This is a genomic window from Chryseobacterium sp. Y16C, assembly GCF_022488405.1.
GTDB classification, from domain to species: Bacteria; Bacteroidota; Bacteroidia; order Flavobacteriales; family Weeksellaceae; genus Chryseobacterium; species Chryseobacterium geocarposphaerae.
The window spans coordinates 777,321-798,729 of the sequence record NZ_CP092711.1 but is presented as its reverse complement, the minus strand read 5'-3'; the positions used below and the strand labels follow the sequence as shown (position 1 = coordinate 798,729).

The following is a 21,409-nucleotide window of genomic DNA, read 5'->3' as shown; positions in this document are numbered from 1 at the left end:
AATTGTACAATTATATAAAATAGTTATTATGAAGAAACTAATTTTAGGTATGGCTATCGTTGCGTCTTCTTTTGCATTTGGACAGAAAGAGGATGTAAATGCAAAGCTGCAGGCTGCTAATAAAACGGCAATGGATGCATATAATTCTAAAAATTATACTGTTGCAGCACCAAAATTTATGGAAGTGTATGAACTTTTGAAAAGTAACGGACAGGATGATAAGACTTATATGTATTATGCTGGTCTTAGTTATGCATTAGCAAACAGTTTAGATCCTGCAATAAAAATTTATACCGACTTAATTAACTCAGGATATACTGGTGTTCAGACGACTTATTCGGCAAAAGATAAAAAAACAGGAGAGGTTGTTCCTTTGGATAGAAATACCTGGGAATTAATGAAAAAAAATCCTGATTATTCTGATTTTAAAACAGAGCAGACTAAAAGCGTAGAACCGGATTTGTATGAAACTTTATCAACATTATTACTAAATGCTAAGAAAAATGATGAAGCTTTGGCAATCATTGAAAAAGGACTGGCAAAATATCCTAATAATACTAAATTAAAGGAATATCAGGGAACTGCATTATATGCATCAGGAAATACTGATAAATTTATGCAAAACCTAAAAGAACAGTTGGCTAAAAATCCTAATGATGGCACAAACTGGTATAATTTAGGAGTTTTGCAATCTAAAAATCCAGCTACTAAAAATGATGCTTTTGAATCATTTAAAAAAGCAATCGGACTAGCCGCTAACGATCCTAAATTATTGGGTAATGCATATCAGAATTTAGTATATACAACGATTGGTGATGATGATGCAGCAGTAAAAGAAATTAATGCGTTAAGAAAAACTAAGCCGGATGATGCAACTAAGTTGATTGAAGCTAGAAGAGCTAGATTTGATCAGGCGTTACCTCATGCTGAAAGCTGGTATAAAGCTCAACCTGAAAATTTAGATGCTATCTCTACACTGAAAGATATTTACAGTATCACTAAGAATCAGGCTAAGTATAATGAAATGAAAGCCAAGGAAGCTGAAATTCAAGCTAAACAACCTGCTAAATAATTAATCAGATACTTAAATTGAATAGAAAACCGGAACTGTTACAGTTTCGGTTTTATTTTTAGAAATAAACATTAGGCTACAGTAAAGTTTCAAGAAATTTTCAACTAACATTTTCCAATTATTCTCATCAAAAATCAATGTTAAAATTCTCTGTAATTCCGTATCTTTGAGAAAAATTTTTACAAAAATGATCGAGTGGAAAACCGTCAAAGAATACGATGATATTACATATAAAAAATGTAATGGCGTAGCCAGAATTGCTTTTAACAGACCGGAAGTTCGCAATGCATTCAGACCTAAAACAACTTCAGAATTATACGACGCCTTTTATGACGCTTCGGAAGATCCTTCAATAGGTGTTGTGTTGCTTTCAGGAGAAGGACCAAGTCCGAAAGATGGAGGTTGGGCTTTCTGCAGCGGCGGAGATCAAAAAGCAAGAGGGCATCAAGGATATGTGGGAGAAGACGGAAGACACCGATTGAATATTTTAGAGGTTCAACGATTGATTCGCTTTATGCCAAAAGCGGTTATTGCTGTTGTTCCGGGATGGGCAGTTGGTGGAGGTCATTCTCTTCATGTTGTTTGTGATCTTACATTGGCCAGTAAAGAACACGCTATTTTCAAACAAACCGATGCAGATGTTACAAGTTTTGACGGAGGTTATGGTTCTGCATATCTAGCAAAAATGGTAGGACAGAAAAAAGCCCGTGAAATTTTCTTTTTAGGGAGAAACTATTCTGCTCAGGAAGCTTTTGAAATGGGAATGGTAAATGCAGTAATTCCTCACGACGAATTAGAAGATACAGCTTACGAATGGGCGCAGGAAATTTTAGCAAAATCTCCAACATCAATCAGAATGCTGAAGTTTGCAATGAATCTTACTGATGACGGAATGGTTGGTCAGCAGGTTTTTGCTGGTGAAGCAACTCGTTTGGCATATATGACTGAAGAAGCAAAAGAAGGAAGAAACGCATTCCTGGAAAAAAGAAAGCCGGATTTCGGAAAAGACAAATGGATCTCTTAACATAAGTAATGAGTAATAGGTAATGAGCAATATTATCATTACCTATTACTCATTGCCCATTACTTATAAACTATGAATGATTGGATAAAAGCCGCAAGGCTGAGAACATTGCCGCTGTCACTTAGCGGAATTATAATGGGAGCTTTCATCGCAAAATGGAGACTTTATGGTGAAGGCGGAATTTGGGACTGGAAAATTTTTGCATTAGCATTGATTGTGACTTTGTTGTATCAGGTTCTTTCAAATTATGCAAATGATTATGGAGACGGTGTAAAAGGAACGGATACCCAAAGAGCTTCTGAAGCAGAAGCAAGAGCAGTGGCTTCAGGAAAAATTACTGCAAAACAAATGAAAAATGCGGTCATTCTCTTTTCTGTTTTATCTTTTGTAGCAACAGTTGCACTTTTATATGTAGCATTCTTTCCGAACTATATGAAAGAGTTTTATATTTTCATTGGTTTGGGAGTGGCCTGTATTTTAGCAGCGATAGGGTATACGGTTGGTAAAAGACCTTACGGATATATGGGATTGGGAGATATTTTTGTATTCATTTTCTTTGGATTGGTTTCTGTTTGTGGAAGTTATTTTTTGTTTACAAAATCATTCAGCTGGGATATGCTATTACCGGGAACGGCAATCGGAATGATGAGTATGGCTGTTTTGAACTTGAATAACATGAGAGATATCGAAAGCGATAAATTATCGGGTAAAAATAGCTTTGCATTAAGAATAGGATTTAAAAATGCAATGATTTATGAAATGATCTTGTTACAATTACCATTAATCCTGATTTTAATGTTTTTAGCAGTAAACGGATTTTTCCAGTCGCAGAACTATTACGTTTTTATTGTGATGATTCTTATGCTTCCGTTGATGAAACTGAGAAGACAGATCATGGCTGTAAAGAATCCGAAAGAGCTTGATCAGTTCCTGAAACATATTGGGATCATGACTTTTATGATAGCAATCCTTACAGCTTTAGGGCTTAATCTATTTCATTAAAATATAAAATAATGAGTTCTAATATCTATGTTGAAGCTCAAATGCTGATCAGAAAACCGATTGAAGACGTTTTCGAAGCATTTATCAATCCGGAAGTAACAACCAATTTTTGGTTTACAAAATCAACAGGAAAACTGGAAGAAGGAAAAGCGGCGACCTGGGAATGGGAAATGTACGGAGTAAAAACAAATGTTATCGTACATCAAATTGTTAAACATCAATTGATAAAAACAGTTTGGGGAGAACCTTCAACGAATGTAGATTATGAATTCAAAGAAATGGAAAAAGGAACTCTTGTGGTTATTAAAAGTTACGGATTTTCTCAGGAAGGAGAAGATTTGTTAAAAATTATCAACGACAATACAGGAGGTTTTACAACGGTTTTGGATGGATGCAAAGCTTATCTTGAACACGGAATTAATTTGAAATTAATTGAAGATAAATTTCCATCAAAATAATTGTAAATGAGAAATAGTTATAAAATTACTTCTTGGTTATCAATAATTATATCTGTTGGTTTCTTTTTATTATTACTTAAAGAATTAATATTTGGAGAATTATCTATATCAGAAATTGCAATATTACCTATCATTTTGGGGATAATTCTGATCATTGATTTTTTTATCTCTTTATGGGTATTAAAACAAAAGATAAAACCGAATATTTTTATTCAAATATTTCAAACTGTGATCATTATATATTGTTTGTACTTAATCTACTATTATAATAGTAATATGTCGGTAAAAGTAGATCAATTCATAACGCCATAAATTTTAAATAAATTAAAAATGAAAATACAATACTTAGGACAAAACTGTTTTCTGTTCACTTACAAGGACAAAACAATCTTGAGCGACCCATTCTACAACTACAAAAAAGCAGAATCAGGGTTTGATATTTCCGCTCAGAAAATCGATTATATTTTATTGACCCATGCTCATGGAGATCATATTGCAGATGTAGCAGAAGTATTACAGTTTCATCCGGAAGCAACTCTTATAGCTGTTCCTGAAATCTGCGGGTACTTCAAAAATGCAAAAAATACAGATGATGTGAACTTAGGGGGATCAGCAAAAATCGATGATCTTAAAATTTCTATGGTTCCGGCTCATCATACAAGTTCTTTCCCTGATGGAAGCTACGGAGGCGTTCCTGTAGGATATATTTTCAGACTTCCTGAAGGAAAAAATCTTTATCTGGCTGGAGATACAGGGGTAATGGCAGATATGGAGTTGTTCCCAAGACTATACGGGAACTTAGATCTTTCTATCCTTCCAATTGGTAGCCACTATACCATGTGCCCTAGAAAAGCAGCTTTTGCAGCAGCAGAATTATTAAAAACTCCAAAAGTAATCGGATGTCACTTTGATACTTTTCCTGCGATTGAAATTAATCATGAAAGCGCATTAAAGCATTTTGCTGACAAAAATGTAGAACTTGTTTTACCAAAATTAGGAGAGACGTTCGAATTTTAAATAAATTTTGAAAGGTAATTTGAAAATCAGAATGGAAATGTTGAAGTGTTTAGAAACAAAAAAAGATAATTTTCAAATTACCTCTCTTCAACTTAAACCAATAAAAAATGGCAAGCTACCTAAATCACACCGCTACGACCGATTACCTTTGCTGCGTTCCCACCCTGGAGGATTCTCAGGAGCTGGTTGTTTAGGACTTGCCGTTGCAAAGGTAGGAATATTTTATAAACTTCAAAACATTATTAAAGAAAAAATAGTTGAAAAAGTCCGTTGTTAAGGTTAAATAACTGAAATTTAGAACAATAATTTTTCAACTTTTTTCAAAAAAATTAGATATGACGAAAAGTCCATCAACATTAGGAATTATACTTTTTATCGCTACAATGGTTGTCTTTTTTGTAGTGTATCAATTTTTCTCAGGAATCAATTACTTTGATATTTCATTGAAAGCCAATGCTTTCGTTTTACCTATTTTATATGCTGGTGCTGCCTTTTGGTCTGTGAAATCTTATTGGAACACCCATAGAGAGGTAAGTTTTAAAGATGCATTCAAAAGAGCATTTGTTCCAATGTTCATTGGAGGGATTCTTTCTGTTTTTAGTATTTACACATTTTTAAATTTTGTAGATACAGATGCTAAAAAGCTTCTTAATTATCAATATGTAACAAGACAAAAAGCAGAACTTGATGCAGAATATACCTCTGCAAAAAAGATTTTAAAACATCAAAAAGATATTGATGAACTGGAGCAGAAATATAAAGAAGGCCTTCAGAGATTTAATCCGGAGGCTGTGAAAGGAAAAGATATGCTTACCGCAAGTCATTTTTCAGGATATTTTGCAGCAATTCTGATATTTTACGTAGTTTTGTCAGTGTTTTTCGGGGCGTTTTTCAGAACAAAAACCGTTCATACCGAAATACAAAATCAATAATTATTTTATTTAAAAATTAAATGAATTTATCTATAGTTATTCCGTTACTGAATGAAGAAGCTTCTTTGGAAGAGCTGTTTTCAAGGATTGATAACGTTTGCCGATCAAACAGTTTGTCCTATGAAATTTGGTTTGTAGATGACGGAAGTACAGATTTATCCTGGAGTATCATTGAAAATATGAAGGTTCAAAATCCACAGGTTCATGCTATAAAATTCTCTAAAAATTACGGAAAATCTCAGGCGTTACATGCTGCTTTTGAAAGAACCAATGGTGATGTAATTATCACAATGGATGCTGATTTACAGGATTTTCCGGAGGAGATTCCAGAATTGTATTCAATGGTTGTCAATGAAAATTACGACATAGTTTCCGGCTGGAAAAAGAAACGTTTTGATAATGTGATGACGAAAAACGTACCGTCAAAATTATTCAATGCGGCAGCCAGAAAAGTTTCTGGAGTTTATCTTCATGATTTCAACTGTGGATTAAAAGCGTATAAAAAACAAGTCGTAAAAACAATCGATGTATATGGAGACATGCACCGTTACATTCCGGTTTTAGCGGCTAATGCAGGTTTCAGAAGAATTACGGAAAAAGAGGTTCAGCATCAGGCAAGACCTTACGGAACTTCAAAATTTGGAACCGAAAGATTTATCAGAGGTTTCCTGGATCTGGTAACACTTTGGTTTGTAAGCCGCTTCGGTGGAAGACCCATGCATTTCTTCGGAGCAGTAGGAACCTTAATGTTTATTGTTGGTTTTCTTTCAGCACTTTGGTTGGGAATTTCAAAATTAATTGACGTTGCCAGAGGAATTTACGGACATTTAATCACTAATAATCCTTGGTTCTATATTGCTTTAACGATGATGCTTATGGGAACATTGCTTTTCGTAGCTGGATTTTTAGGAGAAATGATTATCAGAACCAACAGAGAACATAAGAATTATAATATTGATGAAGTGATTTAATTGATTGATGTTTAAAATGAAATTTTTTAAATTATCATTAATTGTAATTGCTGTTTTATTTTTATCTTCATGTAAGTCGAGAAACATTCTTGGATCATGGGAATTTATTGAAGTTTATGAAGGAATTGTAATCAATAATATTGATGCTTTACAGACAAAAGAAAATAACTCTGAAAAGGGAATGAGGATTTTGGTTTTTAATGATAATCAGACTTTTACATCGATGGATCTTAAAGGGGATTATCAAAAAACGAAAAACTTACTAAAGTTAAAGTATACCACTGATAAAGATACAGTTTTAATGAAGATTTCTTGTTTAGATAAAGATTATTTATTAATATCATCAATATCAGAAAGACCAACTTCATGGTTTTATAGGAAAATAAAAAATTAAAAGTGATGTATTAATTTGAAGAATGAGTAAAAAAAGTTGTTTGAACTGTGGTCATTCAATCTCCGGTGAGTTCTGTGCTCATTGCGGACAGAAAGCCGACACAGCAAGAATAACGATATATTCACTCATCAAAAATGATATTCTCGGATCAATTTGGCATGTTGAAACTAAATTTCTCCACACTTTAAAAAATATTTTATTCAGGCCGGGAACAACGGCAATGGATTACATTTCAGGAAAAAGAATCAGATACAACAATTTTATATCGTTGTTACTGATTCTTTTTGGTTTTAATGTTTTAACTTATCATTTTTATAGAAAATTTGCTCCTCCTGAAGAGCTTACGGATGATGTTCTGGATATGATGAATTTTATTTCAAAATATTCTAAGACCATCTTATTTGTAATTATTCCGATGCTTGCCTTTAATGCTTATTTTTTATTCAAAAGAATAAAATTAAATATTGCAGAGCATTTTATTATAGGAACAGTGAGTCTTTTAGGAATTTTAATCTTATTTTTGCTAAGTGATATAGTAAGTTTGATAGGTTTATGGAAACCTGTTGAAAAAATTTTTAATATCATTGATAAAATCTTATTCGGTCTTTCTATTCTTTTCCCGGCAATTACTTATTGGACTGCTTTTAAAAATTCATACTCAAAACCAGGATTACTGTGGAGAGTATCGGTTCTTTATGTTTTGATGGTACTGGAAGGAACTGTGATAAGTTTGATTTTATACGAAATATTTTAATTGAATATGAAAAATATATTGTACACATTGGCTTTGGTTGCTGTAGTTTCCTGTGGAAAAGTTTCTCCCAAAGGAAAAATTGAAAGGAAGGATGTGGATGTTTCAGAATTTGTAAATCTGGATTTGGAAGGAAAGTTTCGTGTCTTTTATGCAAGAGGAACTAAAAACTTTGTTGAAATAGAAACCTATCCCAATGTTGCCGATAATCTGGATGTTGATGTAAAAGATAAAACACTTTCTATTAAAGAAAAACGAGGAACAAAAGGTGTGGATTTCTATAATGTGACCATTTATTCAAAATATAATCTGGAAAAAGTTGCGATCTCAGATTCAGTAGAAATGAATATTTCAAGTGAAGTTAAGACTGATAATTTTAGATTAAATTTAAAAAATTACGCTACATTTATGGGTTCTGTCAATACAAGGAGAGCAGAAGTTGAGATGCAGAACCGAAGCAGGGCTAATTTCTTGGGACAAACCAGAAATGCAATGATAAAGATCTCTGATACAGCGAGTTTGATTGCTCCCTATTGGAAAATAGAGAATTTGAATATTGATTCTAAAAATGGAAATTATGCAGAAGTCAATGTAAAAGATTCATTAAAAGGACACATTCAGAATACTGCAAAATTTTTGTATTATAATGATCCGATCCGTGCTTTCAAAATTGATAAAGATACACGAGTAGAGAATAAGAAATTAGAGTAATTAATTACTGAGAGTAGCCGGAAATTTTGTCATTCTGAATGAAACGAAGTGAAATGAAGAATCTAAAAATATAAAAAACAGATTATACGTTTCTTAATGACAAAACAAAAAAGATTAAACAGGAACTTTACAAACTATATAAAGAACAAAATACAAATATGACAACATTAGAAAAAGCAAAACTTTGGTTAAGTGACACGTTCGATAAGGAAACAAGAGATGCTGTTCAATTGTTAATTGATGGCAATTCACCGGATCTGGAAGATTCATTTTACAGAGAGCTTGAGTTCGGAACAGGAGGAATGAGGGGGATTATGGGGGTTGGAACCAATCGTTTAAATAAATACACGTTAGGTCAAGCAACACAGGGACTTGCGAATTATATGTTAAAGCATTTTGAAGGAGAGGAAATCAAAGTGGCGATTGCTTATGATGTAAGAAATAATTCAAAAGAATTCGGAAAATTAGTAGCAGATGTTTTGACAGCAAACGGGATTAAGGTATTGCTGTTCAAAAATCACAGACCAACTCCGGAATTGTCTTTCACTGTACGAGATAAAAAATGCAACGGAGGAATTGTGTTGACAGCTTCTCACAATCCGCCTGAATATAATGGTTATAAAGTATATTGGAATGATGGTGCACAAATCGTTCCACCACACGATGAAGCAATCATTAATGAAGTATATTCTGTAAAATTTGAGGAAATTAAATTTAATGGAAATGATGATCTGATCGAATGGATCGGAGAGGAGCAGGATGATGTTTATATCGATGCCTGTATTGAAAACTCAACATATCAAAACGTTGGAAAAGAAAATTTAAATATAGTTTTCACCTCTATCCACGGAACAACGTATACAACGGTTCCAAAAGCATTGGAGAAAGCAGGTTTCAAAAAAATCGATTTGGTTAAGGAACAAATGATTCCGAGTGGAAATTTCCCTACAGTAGATTCTCCAAATCCGGAAGAACCGGCTGCATTAGAAATGGCAATGGATCTTGCTAAAATTACTAACGCAGATATCGTGATCGGAACGGATCCGGATGGTGACAGATTAGGTATTGCGGTTAGAAATTTGGATGGAGACATCGAATTGTTAAACGGAAACCAGACCAATACAATTCTTACCTATTACATTCTGAATGAATGGAAAAAGCAAGGAAAAATCACCGGAAAAGAATTCATCGGTTCCACGATCGTAACTTCTGATATTTTCTTTGATATTGCTCAAAAATTCGGAGTTGACTGTAAAGTTGGATTAACCGGGTTCAAATGGATTGGGAAAATGATCCGTGATTTCGAAGGAAAGGAAAAATTCATTTGCGGTGGTGAAGAAAGTTTCGGATTTATGACCGGAGATTTCGTTCGAGATAAAGATTCTTGCGGAAGTATCATTTTAGCGTGTGAAATTGCTGCCTGGTGTAAAGCCAACGGAAAAACAATGTACCAATATATGATCGAGATTTATCAGGAATTGGGAATGTATTACGAAGGATTGATCAACCTTGTAAGAAAAGGAAGAGACGGGGCAGAAGAAATTCAGAATATGATGAAGAATTTCCGTGAAAATCCTCCCAAAGAAATTGCAGGTTCATTGGTTGAAGAAGTGAAAGATTTCAAGGAACAAACAAATTTCGTTGTTTCATCCAATGAGAAAAAAGTAATGAACGACATTCCAAAATCAAATGTATTGATTTATTACACTCAGGACGGAACGAAAGTTTGTGTAAGACCTTCAGGAACAGAGCCGAAAATTAAATTTTATGTTTCTGTAAAGGATTCTGTTACTTCTGAAGCTGATTTTAAAGATAAATTAAAATCTTTGGAAGAGAAAATTAATCAGGTAAAAAAAGATTTACAACTAAGTTAAAATTAAATGTAGCAATGTATCAGTTAAGCATTATACCAATTATTGTTGCACAGTTACATTGCTAGTTATTACATTAAAATAATTAAATAAAAAATAAAGTGAAAGTTTCAAAATTAGCGGCGAACCTGATTGGTTCTGAAATTGTAAAAATTGGTAATGAAGTAAATGATTTAAAAGCGAAAGGAGCGGAGATTGCGAATCTTACGATTGGTGATTTGAATTCTAATATTTACCCGATCCCGGCAAAATTGAAGGAGGAAATTCAGAAAGCTTATCAGAATAATCTGACAAATTATCCGCCTGCAAACGGACTTTTATCTTTAAGAAAAGAAGTTTCCAAAGACTTAAAAACAAGATGGAATCTTGATTATTCACCTAACGATATTTTGATTACTGCCGGATCAAGACCATTGATCTATGCGGTTTACAAAACAATCGTTGATGAAGGGGATAAAGTGGTTTATCCTATACCATCTTGGAATAATAATCACTATGCTTATCTCACTTCGGCTAATGCTGTAGAAGTGAAGACGACTCCTGAAAATAATTTTCTTCCGACTGCGGATGATTTAAGACCTCATTTATCAGAAGCGGTTTTAGTAGCACTTTGTTCACCATTGAATCCTACGGGAACAATGTTCACAAAAGAACAGCTTTCTGAAATCTGTGAACTTATTTTAGAAGAAAACAAAAAAAGAGGAGAAGATGAAAAACCGTTATACTTGATGTATGACCAAATCTATTCTAACCTTACTTTTGGTGCAGAACATGTAGATCCAGTTTCTCTTTTCCCTGAAATGAGAGACTATACAATTTATATCGATGGTATTTCAAAATGCCTTGCTGCAACAGGAGTTCGTGTAGGATGGGGATTTGGTCCTTCTCATATTTTGGATAAAATGAAAGCTCTTCTAACGCACGTTGGAGCTTGGGCACCAAAACCAGAGCAGGAAGCGACTGCAAAATATTATGAAAACCCTGAAGAGGTAAATGCTTTTGTAGAAGATTTTAAAAATAAATTGGAAGCCAGCTTAAAAGTCCTTCACGGTGGAATCCAGGATTTAAAAGGAAAAGGTCTTGCTGTTGACAGTATTGAACCAATGGGTGCTCTTTACCTAACCATCAAATTGGATTATATCGGAAAAACAAAACCAGATGGAACAGTTATCGAGAATTCTTCTGATTTAGTATTTTATTTAATCAATGAAGCAGGTGTTGCTTTAGTTCCTTTCTCTGCTTTCGGAGAAGAGAAATCTGAGCCTTGGTTCAGAGCTTCTGTAGGAGGTTTGGCAACTGAAGAAATTTCTACAATGATGCCTAAATTGGAGAATGCTTTGAATGCTTTGAAATAACTTAAACTATGAAATACTTTAAAGAAAGTATAGTTATACTTCTCATAAGTATTATTGTAATTTCATGCAAAAAAGATGATTACGTGCTTTATCCTATCGATAAAGCATGTGATTCTATTACTATAAAACATACGTATTTTAATAGTTATAAATTTTCAAGCAAATACGGAACAGCCGATGCTAAAGTTATTAAAGATAAGGACAGTGTCAAAATTTTAGAACTGGATTTAGGACCAGATAAAAAATTGAATAAACTTATCATCAATAAAAATACATTTGCTGTATATCCCGGTTTAATAGATGGAAATGAATTTGTTGTTAAAAAAATCGGTGATCTCCCAAAGCCTATTTCAGATTCACAATGGGGATTATTAAAAAACTGTCGTTCAAAATTAGAAAGATTTAGAAATTTTGAGTTCGATAAAAGTTCTCAATTATTTAAATTTTATGGTTTAGGATATAAGTATGGATTTACATATAAGACAAAAGATTCTATTAATTATCAATTGTTTATGAAGACACTCAAAGCTTCTGATTTTGATAAATTCGATTATGATCCGGATTTTGTTTCTATTGAACTTAAGTTGGTTGCTAATAATATTATCAGAGCTAAATTCAATGGAATGAAACTTAAAAACAAGCCTGAAATAACTTTTTTCAATAGTGATTCTTCAGATCCTGAAATTGTTTATTTTTTTAAGTATAATAATAAATATTAATCCTGAATTCAATGAAAATAATAGCAGTCATTCCTGCACGCTATGAAGCAAGCCGTTTTCCTGCAAAACTCATGCAGATGTTAGGCGAAAAGACGGTGATCACCACAACGTATCAGAATGTGGTGGAAACAGGTTTATTTGATGAAGTTTTTGTAGCGACTGATTCAGATATTATTTTTGATGAAATTACGAAACATGGCGGAAAAGCTGTGATGACCGGTCAACATGAAACAGGAAGCGACCGGATTGCTGAAGCTGTACAGCATATTGACTGTGATATTGTTATCAATGTTCAGGGTGATGAACCGTTTTTGAAATTAGAACCTTTACAACAATTGATTGAAGTTTTCCGCAACGATGATAATCAGGAAATATCTTTGGCGTCATTAAAAATAAAGCTCACAGAAAAAGAAGAGATTGAAAACCCGAATAATGTGAAGGTTATTACCGATAACAATGGTTTTGCTCTATATTTTAGCCGCTCGGTGATTCCTTTTCACCGGGAAATTTCTTATAAGGTAGATTACTTTAAACATATTGGAGTGTATGCCTTCAGAAAACATGCTTTGATTCAGTTTTCAAAACTTGAAATGAAACCTTTGGAAATTTCTGAAAAAATAGAATGTATCCGTTATCTTGAATATGGTATGAAAATCAAGCTCATAGAAACCAATTTTATTGGAGTTGGGATTGACACTCCTGAAGATCTGGAAAAAGCGAGAAAATTAATTTGAAAATTTTTTAATTAGATAATTTGAAAATGTGCTGTAGAATTAGATTTTCAAATTGCTTCATTTCAAATTTTCAAATTAAAAAAGCCTTATATTTGAATTTATAAATAAAATTAATGAAGAAGTTACTTTTAGTTTTCATCCTGGCATTTTCACATTTCTCTTTGGCACAGACAGCAAAGGAAATTATAGATAAAAATATCGAATTGTCCGGAGGATTAACGAATTGGAAGCTGTTAAATTCAGTATTACTTCAGGGAAAAGTAATTTTAGGAATCAAAGATGAATATCCGATCAAAATTTATCAGCAACGTCCTAATCTTACTAAAACGGTTTTGACTATAAATAATAAAGATACCGCAATTGAAGGCTATGACGGAGTAAAAGGCTATGCGATGAATTATGCAACCAATAAGCTTCAGGAATATGCAGACTATAAACCGGAAAGTTTTGATAATGACTTTATAGACTGGGAAAATAAAGGTTTTGAAGCAAAATATGTAGGGAAGGAAAAAATAGGATATATATATTGTTATAAGGTCGAGTTAATTAAAAATGTGAATAGGAATATTTATTATTTCGACAGTAAAACTTATATGTTGTTGAGAGAAATAAAAAAAGATGAAACATTGGATTATTCTGACTATAAAAAAGTTGGGAATCTTGTGATGCCTTTCAGAATAGAATCTTCAAGTCCGAAAAAGGACGGAGATTATGTGATGTTATTGAATAAAATAGAGATCAATAAAGTATTTCCTGCCAATATTTTCAAATTTTAAATCAATATTAAAATGAAAAAAATTTTTTTATTACTGCTTTCTTTCGTAGCCTTTTTCAATAGCTGTGCTCAGAAAAAAAGTGAATCGTCTAAAGCAAAAACCAAAGAACTTATGGGAAAATCAATTTATGATTTTAAAGTTGATGCCTTGGAAGAAGGAAAACAAATCAACTTTGCAGATTTTAAAGGTAAAAAAATTCTTATTGTTAATACAGCTTCAGAATGTGGATTTACCCCACAATATGCTGATCTGGAAAAGGTATACGAAGAATATAAAGATAAAGTAGTGGTGGTTGGTTTTCCTGCCAATAATTTTGGAGGACAGGAACCGGGAACCAATCATGAAATCGGAGCTTTCTGCCAAAAAAATTATGGAGTAACTTTCCCTATGGCTGCAAAAGTTTCTGTAAAAGGGGATGATACAGCTCCTATCTTTAAATATTTAACAGAAAAAGAATTAAACGGAGTGAAAAACTCAACCATTCTTTGGAATTTCACTAAATTCTTAATTGATGAAAACGGTAAACTTATCGATTCCTTTGTAAGTACTACAAAACCTACGGATGAAGCGATTACGAAGTATTTTAAATAAATAGAAATTCAATTTTAATGAATTTTCAGGATCAATTTAAAGCCTGCATTATTGGTGGAGCAATTGGCGATGCTTGGGGAAGCAGTTATGAAAATGAAATTTTAGTTAACGATTCTGAAATTTATTATTGGGGTAAAAAGCCTTCAAAGCTGAGAAAATGGCAAATAACAGATGATACTCAACTTACACTTGCAACGTGTGAAACTTTAGCCAAAGGTAAATTTCATCCTGAAGCTTTACTTAACACATTTGTTGATTATTATAAAAATAATAAATTAACTGGTGTCGGAGCGTCCACACTTAAAGCTATTTTAGATAAAGAATCTGGCTATCACTGGAGCCAATGTGGGCGTACAAGTGAATTTGCCGCAGGAAACGGAGGAGCAATGAGAATTGCTCCTTTTGCCTTTTTTGAAAATATTACCAGAGAAGATATTTTTAACGCATGTAAAATTACTCATAGAAATGATGAAGCTTTTGTGGGGGCTCTGGCTGTCTACTCATCTTTAAAAGCTATTTTGAATTTTAACTGGATTGGAAATAATAACCTTTTCGATTTTATTATTCCTGAACTTCCTGACACCAATGTGAGAGATCGGTTAATTAAAATTAATGAACTCGGACCAAATGTTCAAATTTCCGAAATAGCAAAACTAGGAAATAACGGGTATGTTGTAAATTCTATTCCTTTTGCAATTTTCTGTTCAACTAAAGTTCTTGATTTGGGGCTAGAGGAAATGTTTCAACAAATTATTAATTCAGGTGGAGACACAGATACCAATGCTTCAATAGCTGGACAAATTGCTGGAGCTTTAATAGGATACAAAAACATATCTCAAGAATTGATTACAAAACTTAAGAATTTGAAAGAGTATAGCTGGATTGAAAAGATTATTGATGAAACAAAATTAATGATAAGCTAATATTTCTTAGTCATTGCTTTTTTCAGCAAAACAGGAAATGTTTCCCAGTTTAATACTAGAGTAACCATTGCTTTTTATCTTTGAGGATTTTACCATGGCTTTAGCTAAAATATCTGTAGGTAATGGTTTCTGACTTTCCAGTAAACCTAGTTTATTGGCAAATTTTATAATTCTGCTTCCTAAAACTTCTCCGACTCTGTCTGAATCCTTTCTTTCTAGCATTCCGGGTTTGAAAATAGTGATTTTATTAAAATGAAGTTGTTTTACGGCTTCTTCCAGTTCCCCTTTCATTTTAGAATAAAAGATCTTTGATTTCGGATTGGCACCATAAGCTGAAACCAAAATATAATCTTCCACATTATTTTCTTTGGCAGCTTTTGCAAATTCATATTGATAATCGTAATCGACTTTTCGCTGTGCTTCTTTGCTTCCGGCAGCTTTTAAAGTTGTTCCGAGGCAGGAAAACGCAACATCACCTTTTACAAGACCTTTCCATTCTTCAGGTTTTTCAAAATTCACGATATGAATATTGAGCTTATTGTTTTGAATATCAATGGGCTTTCTTACAAAAACATCTACTTCTTCAAAATCCTGATCATTAAGTAATTGATTAACCAGATCTTTTCCTGTAGCACCTGTAGCACCTATAACCAAAGCTTTCATAAAATATTGTTTTTTGTAGTGACGATGTTTCTTTTCTTAAATTTACTAAATTTGAAATAAAGTTTTACAAAAAATTACCATTGCCCACAAAATATGGATGCCAACGAAATTTTAGACTATTGTCTTGCCAAAAAAGGAGTTACAGAAAGTTTTCCTTTTGATAATGAAACTCTTGTGATGAAGGTAGGAATGAAAATGTTTTTGTTGATGGCTTTAGAAAAACAGCCTTTAGGTATCAATGTAAAAACAGATCCGGAATGGAGCGCCGAACTTCGTGAGCAATATCCACAAATTACAGGTGCATTTCATATGAATAAAACGCATTGGAATTCCGTGATGGTAGATGGGCTGAAAAGAGACCTGATTTTTAAAATGATTGACCAGTCATATGATCTGGTATTTAATTCTTTAACCAAGAAAATTCAAAACACAATAAATAACCTTTAAGAAAACTAAATTATAAACATGAGGAAAGTATTAATCTCCGCCGTGTATTTTATGTCAATCGGTGTATTTGCACAGTCGAAAGAACAGGTAAAAACATGGGATTTGTTATTGACGAATAAAAGACAGGAAGCGAGAAATTTTTATGATAAAAATTTACAACAAAATAAAACCAACGACTTAGAAAGTCTTTTTCTAGATGCTTTAATCGATGAAGAGCTTGGAGAAATGGTTTTTGATGAATCATTCGTAAAGAATTTTATTGCATTAAAATCCGAACCGGTTTATCTGTATCCGATATTTCGAAAAAAGTTTGTTTTGGGAGAAGGTACTGCTTCTTTAGATGACTATTCCTATTCAAAGATTGATCTTTTAGCCCAGTCTTCAGAATTTGCCAATGAATCTACGATTTTGGTATATAAGGCTATGCTGGACAGATTGAGAAATAACTATCAATCTGCGGATGAAATATTAGAAAAGATCCGAAGAATTAATAAATGGCAATATGCCGGAGTTTTCGAAAACCTTAATGGAAGTGGGCTTTACAATGAATATGATCCGGAAACTTATGCTAATAATGATAAGCTTTTCAATGCAAACAGTTTTGGAAATGTTGGATGGTATAACAGGAAGTTTCCTGAAAATGATGGTTTCAATTTCTTTTTAAATGAAACAGAGTATGGAAGGGGAATTGTTTATGCCCAATCTTTCATTGAAAACCCTTCTGAAAGAAAAATTTTGTTTGAAATTGATACCAATGCTGAATTTAGGATGTTCTTAAATGATTCCGAAGTTCTGTCGAGTACAAATGAAGGTCAAACCAATTTAGGCTCTCATACAGTAGAAGTCAACCTGCCTAAAGGAATGAACAGACTTCTTTTTAAGTTCGATGTAAAGAACATGGAAAATGGGTTCATGGTAATTCCTTTGGATACTAATTATCAGAGGATTTCCGATTTAAGATATTTTGATACCTATCAGAATTATCAAAAAACAAGTTTAGCCCAGTTACAACCTAGGGAATTGTCTTTACGATTTGAAACCTTTTTACAGGAAAAAATTAAACAGCATCCTGATAGCTTTTTCTATAAGTACCTTTTAGTTTCAGGATATTTAGGAAATTCTCAAAATGATCGGGCAAAGGAAATTATAGATGGTTTTGTAAAAAAGTATCCAAAATCTTCTTTAGTTCAAGGGCTTTTGATAAAATATTATGATAATACTGAAGAAAAAGAAAAAATTGTTGAGATTTTTAAAAATTTAGAGTTGGATGATTCCGACTATTATCTTATTTCCATCATTAAAATGATGGATGGTGATAAGATTGATAAAATGCCTATCAATGAATTGGAAAAGTACAGAGATATTCTGAATAAGGGTAAAGGAAAAAAAATGGCAGAGTTTTTTGATGTGCTCATTGGATTGAGGAACAGAGAGATGGATAAAGTTCAGGGGCACCTTACCAATCTTAAAAAGAATTTTGTAAATAATGAAAAGTTATTTACCATTTTCACGGTGCTGGAAGATATGGATAAAAAAGATCAGAGCGGTACGATCAATAAGCTGGAGGATTTTTATACTAAAAAGAGCAGTTTAGATGTGATGAATACTCTTTATTCTTATTATCAAAAAGCAAATAGAATTGAAGATCAGAAAAAATTATTGAAAAAATTCATAGAATTATATCCGGTTATTAATTCCTATAGAAATCAGTACATTGATCTTATAGATGAAGATGTTCAAAACCCGGAGCTGATTCAGGAAATTGAAAATGCACTTGGAAACTTTCCATATTCCTATACGATGCTTGCTGCAAAGGCCGAAGTTTTAGCTAAACAGAATAAAAAAGCAGAAGCAGTAAAATTTGCCAAGCTGTCTCTTTCTCATAATGCGGAAAATGAAGCAATGCACAAATTGGTGCGAGATCTTGATAATACTGAAGATGAAATAAGCAAGACAGCAACAAAGGATCTTTACAAAATAGCTTCTGAAAGAAAAAACAAATCTCCGAAAGGGAAAAAGGGAGTAACAACACTTTTGGATGAATACATTGTAAACGTTTATCCGGAAGGTGGTTTCAAAAAAAGAAGCACTTATCTCTATGAAATAACTTCTGAAAAAGGAATTGAAGAGATGAAAGAATATTACGTTAATTATTATGATGATGTTATAAAATCTGAAATCCTGAAACCAAACGGAAGTATTGTACCAGGAGAAAAATCTGAAGATCAGATTGTGTTTACCAATCTTGCAGTAGGAGATGTCGTTGTAATTCAGAAAGAAAGTCTGGAAAGAAGCGGAGGAAGATTTTATAAAGATTTTAATTTAAGTTCTTATTTTAATTCTGAATACCCAGTTGTAGAGTCTGTTTTTACTGTAATTACTCCGGAATCAATGAATTACCAGGTGAAAAGTAATAATAAAGAAGTTCCATCAACCAAGAAAAAAGTTGGAGATAAATTATTCCAAACATGGAAACTGACAGATCTACCGGAAATAAATCTTGATGAATATTTTGGACCGAGCTTTTATGATGCAACTATTTCTGTAACAGCGAACTCTATTAAAACATGGCAGGAAATTTCAAACTGGTATGCTGATTTAACGAGAAAAAGTCTGGTTTCTGATAAGGTTATTGATAAAGCCTTTAAAGAAATTTTCCCTACCGGAATTTCGGGGATGAATGATACCGAAAAAGCGGAGAAAATTTACAATTATATTGAGAAAAATGTAACGTACAGTTCGGTAGATTTTCGCCAAAGTGGATATATTCCTCAAAAGCCATCTAAAACATTGGTTACAAAATTAGGGGACTGTAAAGATCTTTCAACACTTTTTGTGATCCTTGGAAATCAGGCAGGATTAAAATCGAATCTTGTTTTGGTTCAGACTAATGATAATTCTGTTCAGCGATTGATTTTACCCAATTTAAGTTTTAATCATTGTATTGTAAAAGTAAATCTTGATGGGAAAGATACATTCTTGGAAATGACTGATAAATATTTGCCGTTTAATTCAGTGGTTAAAGGAAACTATAAAGCAAAAGGATTGGTCATTTATACGGACAAAGCTGCTGCAGGAAATACAGATTTAATTGATATCCCGATAGTTAATAATACAAAATCGACTTTCAAAACAATTAGTGAAGTTAATATTAACGGAGATCTTCAGAGCTTTTCAACAAAGCAGTTTGTAATGGGGCAAACGAAGAGTTATTATAATGATTTCTTTCAGGATTCTCAGACGGATGAGTACCGCAAAAAAAATATGGAGGAAGAATATGGAGAAGTTTTAGATAAGGTAATTAGCGTAAAATCTGTGAAATTAATTGAAGGAAAAGATCTTACCTCAAAACCTTTAGCTTTTGAAGTTGAATACAATATTAATGATAAGCCACAATCTGTTGGGAGTTTGAAAATCATGAAAATTCCTTTTGTGACAAAGCCTTTTACGAAAGACGTGGTAGCAACGGAAAACAGAACTTCCGATATTCAATACACTAAATATGAAAAACAAAATGATTATTTTGAAGAAGTTTATCTGAACATTCCTGAAGGCATGAAGTTTATTGAAATTCCTGAGAATAAAGCATTGGCATATAATGATTTTAAATACTCAATAAATTACAGCTTAGAAAAAAACAATAGATTGAAAATTACCAGAAAAGCAGATACTCCTTGGAATAATATTAAAAAAGAACAATATCCTGAATTTAAAAAATTTGTGGAAGATGTTATTAATATAGAGAACCAGATTCTGGGATATAAATAAAACCAAAAAGAAAATGCTTACAGATTTGTAAGCATTTTTTATTTTAAAATTCAAATTCCTCCGTCAATCTTTTATCCTCATCTAGTCTTTCAATCAATTTTTCTAGTCCTTCGAACTTTATTTCGTCGTGAAGAAAATCTCTGAATTTTACGGTAATTTTTTCATCATAAATATCACCTTCAAAATCGAGAATATAGACTTCGACGGTTAATTTTTCCCCATTCACTGTTGGATTGGTTCCAACACTCAGCATTCCTTTATATTGCTGACCTTTTACAAAGACTTCAACAATATAAGCACCTTTTTTCGGTAAAAGTTTAATGGATTCCGTTTCGATATTGGCAGTTGGATAACCAATCGTTCTTCCGATCTTTTTCCCGTGAACAACTGTTCCGGAAACAGAGTAGGAGTAACCCAGCATTTCATTAGCCTCTTTAATGTTTCCTGCTAAAAGTGCATTTCGCACCTTGGTAGAACTGATATTATTTTCATGAATATTAATTGCTTCCATTTGTTCAACTTCAAAATCAAGTTCTTTTGAAAGTTTTTGGAGCAATTCAAAGTTTCCGCTTTTGTTTTTTCCAAAAGAATGATCGTAACCAATTATTAGATATTTTACATTCAGTTTATCGATCAAGATCTGTCGAACAAATTCTTCTCCCGTTAAGTTTCTGAATTCTTCATCGAATTCTTTTAAGAAAAGATTATCAATTCCGTATTTTTCCATTAGTGATTTCTTTTCTTCCAGAGTATTCAGAAGCTTTAGATCTTCATTAGGATTAAAAACAAATCTCGGATGTGGCCAAAAAGTAAGGATTGCGGTTTCAAGATTGTTCTCAGAACCTATTTTTAGCAATTCATCAATAATACTTTTGTGCCCAAGATGTACCCCGTCAAACATACCTAAAGACAGTGCTAAAGGTTTTTGGGAAGTATAATCTGTGAAATTCTTGAAAACTTTCAAAACAGGAAAAATTTTGACTGCAAATATAAAGCCTTTAAAATTATCTGTTATTATATCGTAAGAGTTATTTTAAAGATATAATTTTTATGATATCTATTATATAAGTTTTATATTTATGAAATCTTAGTAATTTATACTATTTGTAAGAATTTACAAAAAATTAAATAGAAGAATCTGAATTTTAGATTCTCCGAAAAGCATGATAAAAATCTCTTTTTTACCAATTGTAGGTTTATGAAGAATCATTATATTTGCACCAAGAAAAA

At 32.6% G+C, this 21,409-nt stretch carries 21 protein-coding genes and 1 other RNA gene; 19 read left to right on the top strand and 3 right to left on the bottom strand.

All coding sequences use genetic code 11. The annotated features are described in order from the left end of the window. Window positions 1-28: 28 nt before the first annotated feature. From MKS83_RS03475 to MKS83_RS03455, 5 genes are all read left to right on the top strand, one after another. A complete protein-coding gene (locus tag MKS83_RS03475) occupies window positions 29-1,072 on the top strand; it encodes a tetratricopeptide repeat protein (protein WP_240581980.1) in 1,044 nt (347 codons plus the stop codon). A 187-nt stretch (window positions 1,073-1,259) separates the two neighbouring features. After that, window positions 1,260-2,096: a 1,4-dihydroxy-2-naphthoyl-CoA synthase gene (locus MKS83_RS03470; protein WP_100375747.1), complete on the top strand. Its 837-nt coding sequence runs from the start codon at window positions 1,260-1,262 to the stop codon at window positions 2,094-2,096. Window positions 2,097-2,168: 72 nt separating this feature from the next. After that, complete coding sequence (gene menA, locus MKS83_RS03465) at window positions 2,169-3,098, top strand: 1,4-dihydroxy-2-naphthoate octaprenyltransferase (protein ID WP_240581979.1); 930 nt, start codon at window positions 2,169-2,171, stop codon at window positions 3,096-3,098. A gap of 11 nt (window positions 3,099-3,109) precedes the next feature. Then, window positions 3,110-3,556, top strand: coding sequence for an SRPBCC family protein (locus MKS83_RS03460; protein ID WP_240581978.1), 447 nt, complete (start codon window positions 3,110-3,112; stop codon window positions 3,554-3,556). Window positions 3,557-3,886: 330 nt separating this feature from the next. After that, complete coding sequence (locus MKS83_RS03455) at window positions 3,887-4,573, top strand: metal-dependent hydrolase (protein ID WP_100375742.1); 687 nt, start codon at window positions 3,887-3,889, stop codon at window positions 4,571-4,573. A 105-nt stretch (window positions 4,574-4,678) separates the two neighbouring features. On the opposite strand, the gene ffs is transcribed toward MKS83_RS03455, so the two are convergent. Continuing rightward, an RNA gene (gene ffs / locus MKS83_RS03450) (signal recognition particle sRNA small type) lies at window positions 4,679-4,776 on the bottom strand. Between the two features lie 132 nt (window positions 4,777-4,908). Here ffs and MKS83_RS03445 point away from each other — a divergent pair. The 12 genes from MKS83_RS03445 (at window position 4,909) to MKS83_RS03390 (ending at window position 15,301) form a co-directional block, all read left to right on the top strand. Beyond that, window positions 4,909-5,505 (top strand): DUF4199 domain-containing protein, encoded by a 597-nt coding sequence (locus MKS83_RS03445; RefSeq protein WP_240581977.1) that lies wholly within the window; start codon window positions 4,909-4,911, stop codon window positions 5,503-5,505. A gap of 20 nt (window positions 5,506-5,525) precedes the next feature. Continuing rightward, window positions 5,526-6,476 carry a glycosyltransferase family 2 protein gene (locus MKS83_RS03440; protein ID WP_240581976.1) on the top strand — a complete coding sequence of 317 codons (951 nt, stop codon included), beginning with the start codon at window positions 5,526-5,528 and terminating at the stop codon, window positions 6,474-6,476. 16 nt (window positions 6,477-6,492) lie between these two features. Further along, complete coding sequence (locus MKS83_RS03435; RefSeq protein ID WP_240581975.1) at window positions 6,493-6,870, top strand: hypothetical protein; 378 nt, start codon at window positions 6,493-6,495, stop codon at window positions 6,868-6,870. Between the two features lie 22 nt (window positions 6,871-6,892). Then, window positions 6,893-7,624: a DUF3667 domain-containing protein gene (locus MKS83_RS03430; RefSeq protein WP_240581974.1), complete on the top strand. Its 732-nt coding sequence runs from the start codon at window positions 6,893-6,895 to the stop codon at window positions 7,622-7,624. 6 nt (window positions 7,625-7,630) lie between these two features. Next, on the top strand, window positions 7,631-8,332 hold the full coding sequence (locus tag MKS83_RS03425) for a GIN domain-containing protein (RefSeq protein ID WP_240581973.1): 702 nt from the start codon (window positions 7,631-7,633) through the stop codon (window positions 8,330-8,332). Window positions 8,333-8,490: 158 nt separating this feature from the next. Further along, complete coding sequence (locus MKS83_RS03420; RefSeq protein ID WP_240581972.1) at window positions 8,491-10,206, top strand: phospho-sugar mutase; 1,716 nt, start codon at window positions 8,491-8,493, stop codon at window positions 10,204-10,206. Window positions 10,207-10,304: 98 nt separating this feature from the next. Beyond that, entirely contained in the window at window positions 10,305-11,558 is a 1,254-nt protein-coding gene (locus MKS83_RS03415; protein WP_240581971.1) for a pyridoxal phosphate-dependent aminotransferase, read from the top strand. A gap of 8 nt (window positions 11,559-11,566) precedes the next feature. Then, window positions 11,567-12,277: a hypothetical protein gene (locus MKS83_RS03410; RefSeq protein WP_240581970.1), complete on the top strand. Its 711-nt coding sequence runs from the start codon at window positions 11,567-11,569 to the stop codon at window positions 12,275-12,277. 11 nt (window positions 12,278-12,288) lie between these two features. Beyond that, entirely contained in the window at window positions 12,289-13,011 is a 723-nt protein-coding gene (gene kdsB, locus MKS83_RS03405) for a 3-deoxy-manno-octulosonate cytidylyltransferase (RefSeq protein WP_240581969.1), read from the top strand. Between the two features lie 113 nt (window positions 13,012-13,124). After that, the gene (locus MKS83_RS03400; protein WP_240581968.1) at window positions 13,125-13,787 is read left to right on the top strand and encodes a histidine kinase; all 663 of its coding nucleotides are present in this window, start codon (window positions 13,125-13,127) and stop codon (window positions 13,785-13,787) included. Window positions 13,788-13,799: 12 nt separating this feature from the next. Then, on the top strand, window positions 13,800-14,378 hold the full coding sequence (locus tag MKS83_RS03395; RefSeq protein ID WP_100375731.1) for a glutathione peroxidase: 579 nt from the start codon (window positions 13,800-13,802) through the stop codon (window positions 14,376-14,378). A gap of 17 nt (window positions 14,379-14,395) precedes the next feature. Beyond that, a complete protein-coding gene (locus MKS83_RS03390; RefSeq protein ID WP_240581967.1) occupies window positions 14,396-15,301 on the top strand; it encodes an ADP-ribosylglycohydrolase family protein in 906 nt (301 codons plus the stop codon). Window positions 15,302-15,307: 6 nt separating this feature from the next. Here MKS83_RS03390 and MKS83_RS03385 read toward each other — a convergent pair whose 3' ends face one another. Continuing rightward, complete coding sequence (locus MKS83_RS03385) at window positions 15,308-15,964, bottom strand: NAD(P)H-binding protein (protein WP_240581966.1); 657 nt, start codon at window positions 15,962-15,964, stop codon at window positions 15,308-15,310. Window positions 15,965-16,057: 93 nt separating this feature from the next. On the opposite strand from MKS83_RS03385, the gene MKS83_RS03380 reads away from it, so the two are divergent. Together MKS83_RS03380 and MKS83_RS03375 are read left to right on the top strand one after the other, a co-directional pair. Then, window positions 16,058-16,411, top strand: a complete 354-nt coding sequence (locus tag MKS83_RS03380; protein WP_240581965.1) for an MmcQ/YjbR family DNA-binding protein — start codon at window positions 16,058-16,060, stop codon at window positions 16,409-16,411. 18 nt (window positions 16,412-16,429) lie between these two features. Beyond that, window positions 16,430-20,179, top strand: coding sequence for a DUF3857 domain-containing protein (locus MKS83_RS03375; RefSeq protein WP_240581964.1), 3,750 nt, complete (start codon window positions 16,430-16,432; stop codon window positions 20,177-20,179). Between the two features lie 43 nt (window positions 20,180-20,222). On the opposite strand, the gene MKS83_RS03370 is transcribed toward MKS83_RS03375, so the two are convergent. Beyond that, the gene (locus MKS83_RS03370) at window positions 20,223-21,143 is read right to left on the bottom strand and encodes a bifunctional riboflavin kinase/FAD synthetase (RefSeq protein WP_240581963.1); all 921 of its coding nucleotides are present in this window, start codon (window positions 21,141-21,143) and stop codon (window positions 20,223-20,225) included. Window positions 21,144-21,409 lie beyond the last annotated feature (266 nt).

Bases quoted from the DNA above. Each gene is read 5' to 3' on its own strand.
- MKS83_RS03470 (WP_100375747.1), top strand. From the start codon at position 1,260: ATGATCGAGTGGAAAACCGTCAAAGAATACGATGATATTACATATAAA.
- MKS83_RS03390 (WP_240581967.1), top strand. From the start codon at position 14,396: ATGAATTTTCAGGATCAATTTAAAGCCTGCATTATTGGTGGAGCAATT.
- MKS83_RS03435 (WP_240581975.1), top strand. From the start codon at position 6,493: ATGAAATTTTTTAAATTATCATTAATTGTAATTGCTGTTTTATTTTTA.
- MKS83_RS03410 (WP_240581970.1), top strand. From the start codon at position 11,567: ATGAAATACTTTAAAGAAAGTATAGTTATACTTCTCATAAGTATTATT.
- MKS83_RS03475 (WP_240581980.1), top strand. From the start codon at position 29: ATGAAGAAACTAATTTTAGGTATGGCTATCGTTGCGTCTTCTTTTGCA.
- MKS83_RS03400 (WP_240581968.1), top strand. From the start codon at position 13,125: ATGAAGAAGTTACTTTTAGTTTTCATCCTGGCATTTTCACATTTCTCT.
- MKS83_RS03395 (WP_100375731.1), top strand. From the start codon at position 13,800: ATGAAAAAAATTTTTTTATTACTGCTTTCTTTCGTAGCCTTTTTCAAT.
- MKS83_RS03380 (WP_240581965.1), top strand. From the start codon at position 16,058: ATGGATGCCAACGAAATTTTAGACTATTGTCTTGCCAAAAAAGGAGTT.
- MKS83_RS03455 (WP_100375742.1), top strand. From the start codon at position 3,887: ATGAAAATACAATACTTAGGACAAAACTGTTTTCTGTTCACTTACAAG.
- MKS83_RS03430 (WP_240581974.1), top strand. From the start codon at position 6,893: ATGAGTAAAAAAAGTTGTTTGAACTGTGGTCATTCAATCTCCGGTGAG.
- MKS83_RS03385 (WP_240581966.1), bottom strand. From the start codon at position 15,964: ATGAAAGCTTTGGTTATAGGTGCTACAGGTGCTACAGGAAAAGATCTG.
- menA (WP_240581979.1), top strand. From the start codon at position 2,169: ATGAATGATTGGATAAAAGCCGCAAGGCTGAGAACATTGCCGCTGTCA.
- MKS83_RS03375 (WP_240581964.1), top strand. From the start codon at position 16,430: ATGAGGAAAGTATTAATCTCCGCCGTGTATTTTATGTCAATCGGTGTA.
- MKS83_RS03445 (WP_240581977.1), top strand. From the start codon at position 4,909: ATGACGAAAAGTCCATCAACATTAGGAATTATACTTTTTATCGCTACA.
- MKS83_RS03425 (WP_240581973.1), top strand. From the start codon at position 7,631: ATGAAAAATATATTGTACACATTGGCTTTGGTTGCTGTAGTTTCCTGT.
- MKS83_RS03420 (WP_240581972.1), top strand. From the start codon at position 8,491: ATGACAACATTAGAAAAAGCAAAACTTTGGTTAAGTGACACGTTCGAT.
- MKS83_RS03440 (WP_240581976.1), top strand. From the start codon at position 5,526: ATGAATTTATCTATAGTTATTCCGTTACTGAATGAAGAAGCTTCTTTG.
- MKS83_RS03460 (WP_240581978.1), top strand. From the start codon at position 3,110: ATGAGTTCTAATATCTATGTTGAAGCTCAAATGCTGATCAGAAAACCG.
- kdsB (WP_240581969.1), top strand. From the start codon at position 12,289: ATGAAAATAATAGCAGTCATTCCTGCACGCTATGAAGCAAGCCGTTTT.